This is a genomic window from Streptomyces sp. NPDC085866, assembly GCF_044541035.1.
Lineage (GTDB): Bacteria > Actinomycetota > Actinomycetes > Streptomycetales > Streptomycetaceae > Streptomyces.
Window position 1 is genome coordinate 1 of the sequence record NZ_JBITSQ010000015.1, and the last position, 12587, is coordinate 12587.

Genomic DNA, 12587 nt, shown 5'->3' on the forward strand with positions numbered 1-12587 from the left:
CCTCCGTGCGGTGAAGATTCGACACCTCCACCACACACGGGGGCCTTCGCCACGATCAAGACCGGCCAGCGTTAACAACGCTCGTGATCAATACAGCTAGGGCGTGATCCGCCCGGGCACCCCCTGGGCCTCGGCGGCCGTGTCCCCGTGCCAGGTTCGCCACAGGGCCGCGTACGCCCCGTTCGCGGCCACCAGTTCATCGTGGGTGCCCAGTTCGGTGAGGCGGCCGTCCTCCATCACCGCCACTCGGTCCGCGTCGTGGGCCGTGTGGAGGCGGTGGGCGATGGCGATGACCGTGCGGGACTCCAGGACCGCGGCCAGGGCGCGTTCGGTGTGCCGGGCCGTGGTGGGGTCGAGGAGGGCGGTGGCCTCGTCGAGGATGAGGGTGTGGGGGTCGGCCAGCACGACCCGGGCCAGGGCGAGCTGTTGGGCCTGGGAGCCGTCGGTGGGGTGGCCGTTCGGACCGAGGGGGGTGTCCAGGGAGGAAGGGAGGGCGCGGACCCAGTCGTCCGCGTCCACTGCCGTCAGGGCCGCCCACAAGTCGGCGTCCGTGGCGGTGGGTTCCGCGATCAGGAGGTTGTCGCGGACCGTGCCGAGGAAGACGTGGTGCTCCTGGGTGACCAGTACGACCTGGCGTCGCAGGCGTTCCGGTTCCAGGGACGCGATCGGGACGCCGCCCACCGTCACCGTGCCCGCCCCGGGCGTGTCGATGCCCGCGAGGAGCCTGCTGAGCGTGGTCTTGCCGGCGCCCGACGGGCCCACCACGGCGAGGCGTTCACCGGGACGTACCGTCAGATCCACCCCGCGCAGCACCTCACCGCCCCGCTCGTACGCGTACCGCACCCCGCGCACGTCAATCCGGTCGTCCGCAGGCTCCGGACAGCCGCCCTCCGCCTCCGCCCGGGGCGCCTGCGCCAGCCCCTCCACCCGCGCGAACGAGGCACCGCTGCTCTGCAGTTGCTCCACCCGCATCAGGATCTGGTCCAGCGGCTCCGTGAACTGCCGCAGGTACAGCGCCGCGGCCACCACCGCACCGACGCCCACCGCACCCCGCTCGTGCAGCCACCCGCCGAGCAGCAGCACACCCACCACCGGGACGCTGTACGTCACCTCGACCGCGGGGAAGAACACCGACCGCAGACGGAGGGTGTAGAAGCGGGTCCGGCGGGACTTCTCCAGCGCGTCCCGGTTCGCCGTGATCCGCCGCCTCCGGAGCCGGAACGCCTCGACCGTACGTGCCCCGGCCGCGGTCGCCGCCACGATCTCGGCGACCTCCGAGGTGGCCGCGCCCTCGGCGAGGTAACCGTCCCGCGCCCGGCGCAGGTACCAGCGCAGCGCCAGCCAGATCGGGGTCAGGCCCAGCACACCGAACAGCCCCAGCACCGGGTCGAGCGCGAACACCGCACCGAGCACGAACAGTGCCTGGACGGTGCACACCAGCAGCTCCGGTCCGACGTCCCGCAGCGTGGTGCCGACGGTCGCCACGTCGGCCGTACCGCGCGCGGTCAGATCGCCGGTGCCGGCCCGCTCCACCGCCGAGGCGGGCAGTGCCAGCACCCGGTCGACGTACTCCTCGCGCACCCGGGCCAGCGTCCGCTCCCCGAACCGGTGCCCGACGTACCGCGCCCAGCGCGCCAGCAGCAGCTGGGCCACCGAGCAGAGCAGGATCCACAGCGCCAGCCGGTCCACCGCCCCGACCCCGTGTCCCGCCCGCACCTCGTCGACGATCCGCCCGACCAGCCACGGCCCGGCGAGCCCCGCCCCGGCCGACAGCGCGTTGAGCGCCACCGCGGCGGTGAACGCCCGCCGGTCCGCCCGCAGCAGTCGCCCGGTGGCCCGCCGCACCCCGGCCCGGTCCGCGACCGGAAGCAGTCCCGTGTCCGTCGTCGTCACCGTACGGCCTCCTCGGCAGCGTCAGCAGCGTCATCGGCGTCTCGCGCCACCAGCGCCCGATACCCGGGCTCCGCCACGAGCAGCCGCTGATGCGGGCCGCTCGCCGTCACCTTGCCGTCGACCAGGAACAGCACCGTGTCCACACGGTCCAGCACCAGCGGCGACGTGCTCACCACCACCGTCGTCCGGCCCTCCCGCGCCGCCCGCAGCCGCTCGGCGACCGTGGCCTCCGTGTGCGCGTCCAGCGCCGAGGTCGGCTCGACGGCCAGCAGCACCTCGGGGTCCGCGAGCAGTGCCCGCACCAGCCGGATCCGCTGCCGCTGTCCACCGGAGAGGCTGCGCCCCTGCCCGGACACGGCCGAGTCCAGCCCGTCCGGCAGCCCTCGTACGACATCCTCGGCGGCGGCCGCGTACACCGCCCGGCGCAGCGCGGCCTCCTCGGCCGGGTGCTCGGCGGCCACGACCTCCCTCAGCGGTCCGGCGAACAGGTCAGCCTCGTTGTCCGCGACCAGGATCCGGTCCCGTACGTCGGCCAGCGGTACCGCGTCGAGCCGTACCCCGCACCAGGTGGCCTCGGTGGGCCCGTACCGGCCCAGGCGGTCGACCACGGCGGCGGCCTCCGCGGGCCGGACGGCGGCCAGCGCGACCAGCCGGCCCGGCGCCACCCGCACCCCGGAGGCCGGATCGCACAGCTCGGCAGGCCCGTCCGGTGCGGCCAGCGTGCCCGTGTCCGGCTCGGGTTCCAGCCGCAGCAGCCGTACGACCCGGCGGGCGGCCACCACGCCCCGGTTCAGCTCGTAGGCCATCTGCACGAAGAACGCCACCGGCCCGATCAGCACCGCCACATAGCCGTACACCGCCACCAACTCGCCCACGCTGATGGACTTCTCGGCCGCCAGTCGGGCCGCGAGCCAGGTCACCACGGCCAGGAACAACGTCGGCAGCCCGACGCCGAGCGCCTGCACCCAACTGGCCGCCGCACCCACCCGATAGCCCTGCGCGCGCAACCGCTGCGAGTCCTTCCGGAAGGCGTCCGAGAACAGCCCCTTGCCGCCCAGCCCGTTGAGGACACGCAGCCCGCCCGCGAGGTCGCCGATGCGCGCCGTCAGCACGCCCTGCCGCTCCCGGTACTCGCTCTCCGCGCCCTGCAGCCGCAGTGTCAGCGGCCCGGTGAGCAGCGCGATCACCGGCACCCCGAGCAGCACCACGGCGGCCAGCGGCGCCGAGATGGCCAGCAGCAGCCCCGCAACGACGATGTACACCACGATCGAGCCCACCCCGGGCCCGACCACCGTCAGCGCCTGTGCGAGGGTCGCCACGTCACCGACCCCGATGGTGACGACCTCCCCGGCCCCGGCCCGGCGTGACAGCACCGCCCCCAGCCGGGCCGCGTGCTCGACGACCAGCTTGACCGTACGGAAGTTGGCGTCCATCCGCACCCGGGTCATCGTGCGGTGCCGCATGATGCTCAGCCAGGCGTTCAGCGCCCCGAGCCCGAACATCGCGGCGGTCCACCAGGCGAGCACCCCCAACCGCCCCGGCACCAGCCCGTCGTCCACGGCCCGCGCCATCATGTACGGCTGCGCCGCCATCAGCACCATCCACGCACTGCCCAGCAACGCTCCGAGCAACGACCGCACCGGCTGACGCAACACCAGCCAGCCCAGGTAGTGCCACCCGCCCCGCGTGTCGGGCGTGCCCGGGTCCGCGTACGCGTCGATCATCCATCCCCCGTTCCGCTCGACACTCACCGGAACAGCGGTCCTGACCGGAGACGTCGAACGTACTCAGCGTAAGGATGGTTGCTCCATCGAATAAACCGCGCGCGCAGGCCTCAGCCCAGGATCCCCCGGTCGTAAGCCACCGCCACCGCCGCCGCCCGGTCCTTGACGCCCAACTTGGTGTACAGGTGGGTGAGGTGGGTCTTCACCGTCGCCTCGCTGATGAACAGTTCGCGGGCTATCTCACGGTTGGACGTGCCCTTGGCGACCAGGGTCAGGACCTCGCGTTCGCGGGTGGAGAGGGGCTCGTTGCGGGGGGTGCGGACGGCGTGGACCAGACGGGAGGCGACGGCGGGGGAGAGGACCGTGCGGCCTTCCGCGGCGGCTCGGACCGCGGTGAACAACTCGTCGCGCGGGGCGTCCTTGAGGAGGTAGCCGGTGGCGCCCGCCTCGATCGCGGGGAGGGTGTCGGAGTCCGAGTCGTACGTCGTCAGTACCAGGACCTTGGCGCGGGCGCCGCGGCGGGTCAGTTCGGCGATCGCGTGGACTCCGCCGCCGCCGGGCATCCGCAGGTCCATGAGGATGACGTCCGGGTCGAGCGCGGCGGCCCGTTCGAGGGCCTCGACGCCGCCTGCCGCCTCGCCGAGCACGGTGAAGCCGGGTGCGGACTCGAACATGCCGCGCAGACCGTCCCGTACGACGGGATGGTCGTCGACGATCAGCAGAGAGATGTCCGTGTCACCGGTCATGGCGGACCAACGGTACGCGAGCCGACAGCGCCGTGCCGTGACCGGGTTCGGACTCCACCGTGAGGGAACCCGCGATGCGTTCGGCGCGGGCGCGCATGCCGTCGAGGCCGAAGCCGCCGGAACGGGTGCGTGCGGGGACGTCGAGCGGGTCGAAACCGCGGCCGTCGTCGCGGATGTCCAGGATGACCTCGTCGCCCAGGAAGGACAGGGTGACGCCGACGCGGGTGGCGTGCGCGTGGCGTGAGGTGTTGGACAGCGCCTCCTGGGCGATGCGGAGCAGCGTGGCCGCGACCTCCTCGTGCAGTTGCTCCGTGGTGCCCGTCACCGTGAACTCGGCGCGTATGCCCACGCGTTCGCCCCATTCGCCGACCGTCTTCTGCAGAGCCTCCGGCAGGCCGTCGCGCTCCAGCGCCACGGGGGCGAGGTTGTGCACCGAGCGGCGGGCCTCGCCGAGGCTGTGCCGGGCGAGTGCGGAGGCGCGTTCGATGTGGGTGCGGGCGATGTCCAGGTCGGGTGCGTTCGCGACGACCTGGAGCTGGGCGATGATGCCGGTCAGCCCCTGGGCGAGGGTGTCGTGGATCTCGGCGGCGAGCCGACGGCGTTCGTCGGCGACCCCGGCCTCCCGTGCCTGGACCAGGAGTTGGGCGTGCAGGGCGGCGTTCTCGTCGAGCGCCTGCTGCAACGCCGTGTTGGTGCGCTCCAGTTCGGCGATGGTGTCGGTCTGGACGACGGATCGGGCCTGCTCCTGCACGGCGTACCGGGTGAACACACTGACCATGCCGACGTTGACGCCCAGGACCAGGAAGAAACCGAGCCACAGGACCAGCCCGTGCGGCGGCATACCGCCGATCTCGCTGCCGGACATGGTGACGGCGGTCAGGAAGAGACCGGGCAGCACCAGGCGGCGGGGCAGCTCGCGGACGGCGGTGTAGTAGCCGGTCACGGCGTAGAAGGCGAAGAACGGGTTGATCCAGGTCAGCACGAAGCCGATGGTCCAGCGCAGCAGGTAGAGGGCGGCACCGGTGCGGCTCGGACCCGGCCGCCTCCGTTTCACCGTCCCCCAGACCGCCTGCAGCACGACGCTCGCGGCCACGAGCACTCCCGTGACGACCAACTCGGAGCGGTCCACGCCGACCATGCGGGCCGAGATCGTCCCCGCGACGACACCGGCGGCCAGCAGCGCCCAGGGCCCCCACGTGTCGAAGGAGGCCCGGGGCTGCTGTTGGGCGGCGGTCGTCACGGCACCAGTGTCCGGCACGGCTCGCTCACTCCCAGCGGAACCAACGTGCGGCTCCCGCCGTCAGCAGCACCGTCCAGGCCGCGAGCACGCCCAGGTGCCCCCACCCGGGCCAGTGCCCGGCCGCCGCCTCGCCCAGGGCACGGGCCGCCGCGCCGAACGGGGTCAGCTGCACCACGCGCGCCAGCGCGTGCGGCATCTGCTGCACCGGCAGCCACACACCCGCGCAGAACATCATCGGGAAGAACACCGCCGAGCCGATCGCGCTCGCGATCTTCGTGGTGCGGGACAGCGCCGAGACGACGGAGCCGAGGGCGAGGGCAGCTCCGGCGGCGAGCAGCAGGGCCAGCAGATATCCGGCCGGCTGCTCGGGCAGCCGTACGCCGAAGGCGAGCCGGCCGACGACGAGCGCGAGCAGCGCCGAGGCCAGCGCCACCGTGCCCTGCACGACCATCTGCGCGGACAGCAGGGCGGAGGGCCGTACGGGGGTGAGCCGCATCCGGCGCAGGATGCCGCGCTCCCGGTGGCCGGTCAGGGCCTGGGGCAGCGCCTGCACCCGGACATGATCAGGGCGACCAGGACGACGACGGGGACGTAGGCGTCCACCGGCCGCAGCCCGCCCAGGGACTTGTCGGCCTCCCGGAAGGACGGGATCGAGCCGAGGATGACCAGGAGCAGCGTCGGGAACAGGAAGATCCAGAAGACGGCTCCGGGTTCCCGGCGGAACAGGAGGAACTCGGTGCGCAGGACGGCGGTGTTCATGCCGTGGCCTCCTTCGTCAGGTCCAGGAACGCGTCGTCGAGGGTGGCGTCGAGGACGCGCAGCTGATGGGCGGTGACGCGGTGGCGGGCGAGCAGGGTGATGACGGCGTTGACGGTCTCGTCGGTGCCGGAGAGGGTGATCCGGCCGTCCCGGTGCTCGAACGAGGCGAGCGCCGGCAGGTCGGCCAGCTCACGCTCGTCCAGCGGGGCGGACGGGGTGAAGCTGATGACGGTCGCGCCCGCCGAGCGGCGGATCAACCCGGCCGGTGTGTCCAGCGCCGCGATGCGGCCCTTGTCGATCACCGCGATCCGGTCGCACAGCCGCTGCGCCTCCTCCATGAAGTGGGTGACGAGCAGCACGGTGACCCCGCTCGCGCGGACGTCCTCGATGAGCTGCCAGGTGTCGCGGCGGGCCCGCGGGTCGAGGCCGGTGGTCAGCTCGTCCAGTACGACGATCCGGGGGTTGCCGATCAGGGCCAGTGCGATGAACAGGCGCTGCTGCTGTCCTCCGGAAAGCCTGGCGAAGCGAGTGTCCAACTTCTGGGCCAGCCCCAGCCGTTCGGCCAGCGTCCGCCAGTCGGCGGGGTGCGGGTAGAAGGCCGCGTACAGCTCCAGCGCCTCCCGCACGGTGAGCTTGGGCTGGAGTTCGCTCTGCTGGAGCTGGGCGCCGAGGACCTTCGCGACCTGCTCGTGGTCGGCGACGGGGTCCAGGCCGGTGACCCGGACCCGCCCGGCGTCCGGGACACGCAGCCCCTCGACGCACTCGACGGTGGTGGTCTTGCCGGCGCCGTTGGGGCCGAGGACGCCGAAGATCTCGCCCTCCTCGACGGCGAAGGAGATGCCGTCCACGACGGCGCGGCCGCCGTAGGACTTGCGCAGATCGGTGACTTCGATGACGGATGCCATGCGTCGAGAATCCCGTGCGGGCGGGGCCCGGCACATCGGCCGTCGCGCTCGAAGCGGCATCGTCCGATCGGTTGATGGCGGGCTACGACCCCCTGCGCGTGGCTCCTCGGCTTCCTTGTACGACCCCTCGAACATGCAGGTCGTAGGACCAGCGACGGACCGGGGTCCGGCCAAAACTCGGTGGGCGATGTCAGTGCGCATCCGTAGGCTCGCGATGATGCCCACGACACGTGCAACCACCGAGGACCGCTCCGCCGTACGCACCCTTCTGCGACTGTGGCCGTATGTCCGCCCCGTGCGGGCCCGGCTGTTCACGGCCGCGGCCGTCGCGATCGTCGCCTCCTGTACCGGACTGGTGATCCCGCTCGTCCTGAAGTGGCTGGTCGACGGACCGGTCGCCGACCGGGATCCGGCCGGGGTGTGGCTCGGCGCGCTGTACCTGCTGCTGCTCGGCCTCGCCGAGGCCGTCCTGTTCGGCATACGACGCTGGCTGGTGGCCCGGCCGCTGTCGCACGTCGAGGCGGAGATGCGCGCGGGCCTGTACGGCCGTCTGCAGCGGCTGCCCGTGTCCTTCCACGACCGCTGGGCGTCCGGCCAGTTGCTCTCCCGGGGCACCACCGACCTGATGCTGCTGCGTATGTTCCTCGCCTTCCCGCTGACCTTCCTGCTGGTCAACGGGGTGACGATCCTGGTCGGCGTGGTGATCATGCTGATGCAGGACTGGAGGCTCGGGCTGGTCATCCTCGGGCCGGCCGTCCCGGTCATGTGGACCTGCGTGGTCTTCGAGCGGCGCTACGCCGAGGTGGCGCGGCGCGCCCAGGACCAGGTCGGGGACCTGACGACGGTGGTCGAGGAGAGCGTGCTCGGCATCCGCATCATCAAGGGCTTCGGCCGGCACCGCAGCCAGGCGCGGGCGTTCCGGGAGCTGTCGGGCGCGCTGCGCGGCACGGAGCTGCGCAAGGCGCGGCTGCTGGCGACCATCTGGGGCGTCATCGTGACGCTTCCCGAGGTGGCGATCGGGGCGGCGCTGGTGCTCGGCGCGGTGCGGGTGGCCGACGGGGACCTGTCCGCGGGCACGCTGGTCGCCTTTCTGAGCACGGCACTTGCGCTGCGGTGGCCGGTGGACTCGATCGGCTTCCTGCTGGCGATGAGCCAGGAGGCGGCGACGGCGACCGAGCGGTACTTCGAGGTGATGGACGAGGCGCTGGAAGACGGGTCGGCCGGGGGCGGCTCGCGCGCCTCGGCGCCGCGAGGTGCCGCTGCGCGGGGACTGCGTTTCGAGGACGTCCGGTTCCGTTACCCCGATGCTCCGCCCGACTCCCCACCCCTCCTCGACCACATCGACCTCCACATCCGCCCCGGCGAGTCCATGGCCCTGGTCGGAGCCACCGGCAGCGGAAAGACGACGCTCACCGCCCTCATCCCCCGCCTGCACGAGCTGACCTCCGGCCACATCACCCTGGACGGAGTCGACATCACCGTGATGTCCCGCGAGGAGTTGCGCGCCAAGGTCGCCGTAGCCTTCGAGGAACCCACCCTGTTCTCGGCCAGTGTCGGCGAGAACGTGCTCATGGGGGCCGGGGACGACGCCGGAGAGGCGGACCTCGACCGCGCCCTCGCCGTGGCGCAGGCCGAGTTCGCGCACGCGCTCCCGCAGGGCACCAGCACCCAGGTCGGCGAACAGGGCCTGAGCCTGTCCGGCGGTCAGCGCCAGCGCCTCGCGCTGGCCCGCGCGGTCGTCGGCCGACCGGAGTTCCTCGTGCTGGACGACCCGCTGTCCGCCCTGGACGTGCACACGGAGGCCGCCGTGGAGGCCGCGCTGCGACGCGTCCTCGCGGACACCACAGCGCTGATCGTGGCCCACCGCCCGTCGACGGTGCTGCTCGCCGACCGGGTCGCCCTGCTGTCGGGCGGCCGGATCACCGCCGTCGGCACGCACCAGGAACTGCTGCGCACCAACGCCGAGTACGCACACCTGATGTCCGGCGAAGAAGGCGAACAAGGCGAACAGGGCGAACAAGGCCAAGAAGGGGAACGAGGGGACCTCCGATGACCACCACCACGACCGCCGCCCCCGCCACGGACAACGACGACGAACTCCCCCGCCCCAAGGACACCGGCGGTGCGGGCGATCCCTTCGACCAGGACGTCCTGCCCACTCCACCCGGGGCAACGGCCTCCCTCCTGCGCTCGCTGCTCGCCCCCATGAGGGCCCGGGTCACCCTCACCACCGTCCTCCTGCTGCTGCAGCAGGCGGCGGTGCAGGCGGGCCCGCTGCTGGTGGCGTACGCCCTCGACACCGCCGTACCGGCGTTCCGGGACCACGACCACGGTCCGCTGATCGCGGTCGCCGTCGGCTATCTGCTGTGCGCGCTGCTCTCCGGCGGGCTCCAGTTCGCGTTCATCGAGGTCTCCACCCGGGTGAGCCAGGACGTGCTGCTGGACCTGCGCGGCCGGATCTTCCGGCACGCGCAGGCGCTGAGCGTCGACTTCCACGAGCGGTACACCTCGGGACGGCTGATCTCCCGCTCCACGACGGACGTCGAGTCGCTGCGCGAACTCCTCAACGAGGGGCTCCAGGAGCTGGTGACCGTCGTGCTGTCGTTCGTCTACATCTCGGCGATGCTGCTGTGGCTGGATCTCGGCCTCGGCGCGGTCGCGGTGGCCTCCTTCGTGCCGCTGTACCTGCTCGTACGGGTCTACCAGCGACGCGCGGGGCGGGTGTACCGCGCGCGCTCCACGGCGATCGCGGCGGTGATCGTCAAGTTCGTGGAGACGATGAACGGCATCCGCCCGGTGCGCGCCTTCCGCCGGGAGGCCGCGAACGACGCCGAGTTCGCCGTCCTCAACAGGCGGCACGAGCGGACGAACGGGGACGCGCTCCTGGAGATGGCCCGGTACGTGGTCGGCTCCCGCCTGGTGGCCAACACGGCGGTCGCCGCGATCGTCCTGTGGGGTGCCTACCGGGTGGCGTCCGGCTCGCTGGCGCTGGGTGTGCTGGCGGCGGCGGTGTTGTATCTGCGGCGGCTGTACGACCCGATCGACCGGCTCGGCATGTTCCTGAACTCCTACCAGTCGGCGGCCGCCTCCCTGGAGAAGATCGCCGGGCTGCTGGCGCAGACGCCGTCCGTGCCGGAGCCGTCGGAGCCCCGGGAACTCCCGTCGCCCAAGAGCGAGTTCCCGGGCCGCGAGGTCGTCTTCGACGGGGTCCGCTTCGCCTACCGCACCGGCGGCGAGGTGCTGCCCCGCTTCGACCTGACCCTCCCGGCCGGGCAGACCGTCGCCGTCGTCGGCTCCACCGGCGCGGGCAAGTCGACCCTGGCCAAGCTGCTCGCCCGCTTCTACGACGCCTCCGACGGCCGGGTGCTGCTGGACGGTGTCGACCTGCGCGAGCTGGCCGTGCCCGAACTGCGGCGCGGGGTGGTCATGGTGACCCAGGAGGCCTTCCTGTTCTCCGGCACGGTCGCGGACAACATCGCGATCGGCCGGCCCGACGCCACCCGCGAGGAGATCGAGCGGGCCGCCAAGGCGATCGGCGCGCACGAGTTCATCAGCGCACTGCCCGACGGGTACGACACCGACGTACGCAAGCGCGGCGGGCGCATCTCGGCCGGACAGCGCCAACTGGTCTCCTTCGCCCGCGCGTTGCTCGCCGACCCGGCGGTCCTGATCCTGGACGAGGCCACCAGCTCCCTGGACATCCCGGGCGAACGGGCCGTCCAGCGTGCGATGTCGACGGTCCTGCGGGGCCGTACCGCGGTGGTGATCGCCCACCGCCTCTCCACCGTGGAGATCGCCGACCGCGTCCTGGTCATGGAGCACGGCCGCATCGTCGAGGACGGCCACCCCGACGAACTCATCGCGGGCACGGGCCGCTTCGCGGACCTGCACCGGGCGTGGCGGGACAGCCTGGCCTAGCCACCGATCGGTCGAACTGCGTTGTCGGAGCTCCCCGTCAGGCTGCGGGCGCACCGCGCCCGCAGCGCAACCAGGTCCACGTCGATGTCCCGGTGCCGTACGACCAGGCCGAGGCGCGGACAGCCGTGGCGCTCGCAGCCGGCGGAACCGGGCCCTACGGCACCCCGAGTTCGAACAGCGCGTACCCCGCGTACGAGCCGGAGGCCAGGGCGGCGATGCCGAACAGGGTGCACTGCACGCGCAGGCTGAGGCGGCGCATGGCGACGGCCAGGGGGATGAACAGGGGGAAGCAGGGGAGCAGGTAGCGCGAGACGTTGGCGAAGATCTGCTGGCTGCCGAGGACCAGGGCGAGGGTGAGGACGGTGTGGACGACCAGCACCGCCGGCGGGCGCAGCCGCAGGAGGAGGGGGAGGAGGGCGAACGCCAGCAGGACGACCCCGACACCGATCACGTCGGCGAAGGGCCAGGCGGACAGGTAGGTGAAGTGGCCCACGGGGACCGACGTCAGGACGTCGAAGGTCTGCTCGCCGTAGTCGAAGCTGTGCGCCCACGCGCCCGACTGGAGCTTGAAGTAGCCGCCGTAGTCGCCCATCCGGTGCCCCACCCAGCCGAGGTAGCCGAGCAGGCCCAGCGGGGCCAGGGCCATGGCGAGCAGCGGGCGCAGGACGCCGTCGCGGCGGTCGCGCAGCGCGCACAGCGCGGCGACGGCGAGCGCGGCGATCAGCGCGGCGGCCGTGGGGCGGTTGAGGCCGGCCGTGAAGGTGAGGACCCCGGCGGTGAGCCAGCGACGGGTCATGACCGCGTAGCAGGCCCAGGCGGCCAGGGCGACGTAGAGGGAGTCGGAGTAGACCGCCCACTCCACGCCGGAGCCGGGCCAGACCGCCCACAGCCCGGCCGCCGCGAGACCGGCCCGCCGGCCGCCGAACCGGTCGGCGACCGCGTAGATCCCGAGGGCGGCGACGAACGAGGCGAGGATCGAGACCAGGAGGCCGGAGCCGAACGGACCCAGGCCGGTGACCGTCGAGGTCAGCCGCATCAGCGCCGGGTACAGCGGGAAGAACGCCGCCGAGTTGCCCTCCAGGGTGATCAGGCCGGTGGCGCCGGGGATGTGGACGAGCTTCGGGTCGTAGCCGTGCAGCGCGATCTGCTGGTACCACCAGCCGTCCCACGTGGCCAGGACGTCCCAGGTGTGCGCTCCGCCGCCGAAGCGCGGGTGCTTGGTGCGGAAGTCACCGGCCGAGTCCAGCAGGTACATGAAGGAGCAGAAGCCGGCCAGCTTCAGGGCGCCGTAGAACCCGAGGACCGGGCCGTGGTGGCGGGCGGCGGCGCGCAGGCGCTCGCGGGGGCCGGGCGCGCGGGCCGGGGCCGGGGCCGGTACGTGGTCCAGAGCCATGGTCATGCG

The 12587-nt window shown here is 72.6% G+C and carries 8 protein-coding genes and 1 pseudogene; 2 read left to right on the forward strand and 7 right to left on the reverse strand.

Going from position 1 to position 12587, the window contains the following annotated elements; translation table 11 throughout:
* Positions 1 to 96 precede the first annotated feature (96 nt).
* The 6 genes and pseudogenes from ACIF83_RS33035 to ACIF83_RS33060 all read right to left on the reverse strand — a co-directional run bounded on the left by ACIF83_RS33035 (position 97) and on the right by ACIF83_RS33060 (position 7267).
* The gene (locus tag ACIF83_RS33035; RefSeq protein WP_399732425.1) at positions 97 to 1893 is read right to left on the reverse strand and encodes an ABC transporter ATP-binding protein; all 1797 of its coding nucleotides are present in this window, start codon (positions 1891 to 1893) and stop codon (positions 97 to 99) included.
* Positions 1890 to 3617, reverse strand: coding sequence for an ABC transporter transmembrane domain-containing protein (locus ACIF83_RS33040; protein WP_399732728.1), 1728 nt, complete (start codon positions 3615 to 3617; stop codon positions 1890 to 1892). Before ACIF83_RS33040 ends, ACIF83_RS33035 begins: the two co-directional genes overlap by 4 nt.
* 110 nt (positions 3618 to 3727) lie before the next feature.
* Entirely contained in the window at positions 3728 to 4363 is a 636-nt protein-coding gene (locus ACIF83_RS33045) for a response regulator (protein WP_393480748.1), read from the reverse strand.
* Positions 4353 to 5603: a sensor histidine kinase gene (locus ACIF83_RS33050; RefSeq protein WP_399732429.1), complete on the reverse strand. Its 1251-nt coding sequence runs from the start codon at positions 5601 to 5603 to the stop codon at positions 4353 to 4355. The genes ACIF83_RS33045 and ACIF83_RS33050 overlap by 11 nt, the downstream gene beginning before the upstream one ends.
* 25 nt (positions 5604 to 5628) lie before the next feature.
* Positions 5629 to 6362 (reverse strand): annotated as a pseudogene (locus ACIF83_RS33055) (ABC transporter permease).
* Entirely contained in the window at positions 6359 to 7267 is a 909-nt protein-coding gene (locus ACIF83_RS33060) for an ABC transporter ATP-binding protein (protein ID WP_399732432.1), read from the reverse strand. The pseudogene ACIF83_RS33055 and the gene ACIF83_RS33060 overlap by 4 nt, the downstream one beginning before the upstream one ends.
* 217 nt (positions 7268 to 7484) lie before the next feature.
* On the opposite strand from ACIF83_RS33060, the gene ACIF83_RS33065 reads away from it, so the two are divergent.
* Complete coding sequence (locus ACIF83_RS33065; protein WP_399732435.1) at positions 7485 to 9320, forward strand: ABC transporter ATP-binding protein; 1836 nt, start codon at positions 7485 to 7487, stop codon at positions 9318 to 9320.
* Entirely contained in the window at positions 9317 to 11185 is a 1869-nt protein-coding gene (locus ACIF83_RS33070; RefSeq protein WP_399732438.1) for an ABC transporter ATP-binding protein, read from the forward strand. The genes ACIF83_RS33065 and ACIF83_RS33070 overlap by 4 nt, the downstream gene beginning before the upstream one ends.
* Positions 11186 to 11339: 154 nt before the next feature.
* Here the strand turns inward: ACIF83_RS33070 and ACIF83_RS33075 are convergent, their stop codons facing one another.
* Complete coding sequence (locus ACIF83_RS33075; protein ID WP_399732731.1) at positions 11340 to 12578, reverse strand: glycosyltransferase family 39 protein; 1239 nt, start codon at positions 12576 to 12578, stop codon at positions 11340 to 11342.
* Positions 12579 to 12587 lie beyond the last annotated feature (9 nt).

Coding starts and splice junctions, on each gene's coding strand:
- ACIF83_RS33040 (WP_399732728.1), bottom strand. CDS start 3,617: ATGATCGACGCGTACGCGGACCCGGGCACGCCCGACACGCGGGGCGGG.
- ACIF83_RS33045 (WP_393480748.1), bottom strand. CDS start 4,363: ATGACCGGTGACACGGACATCTCTCTGCTGATCGTCGACGACCATCCC.
- ACIF83_RS33060 (WP_399732432.1), bottom strand. CDS start 7,267: ATGGCATCCGTCATCGAAGTCACCGATCTGCGCAAGTCCTACGGCGGC.
- ACIF83_RS33065 (WP_399732435.1), top strand. CDS start 7,485: ATGCCCACGACACGTGCAACCACCGAGGACCGCTCCGCCGTACGCACC.
- ACIF83_RS33070 (WP_399732438.1), top strand. CDS start 9,317: ATGACCACCACCACGACCGCCGCCCCCGCCACGGACAACGACGACGAA.
- ACIF83_RS33075 (WP_399732731.1), bottom strand. CDS start 12,578: ATGGCTCTGGACCACGTACCGGCCCCGGCCCCGGCCCGCGCGCCCGGC.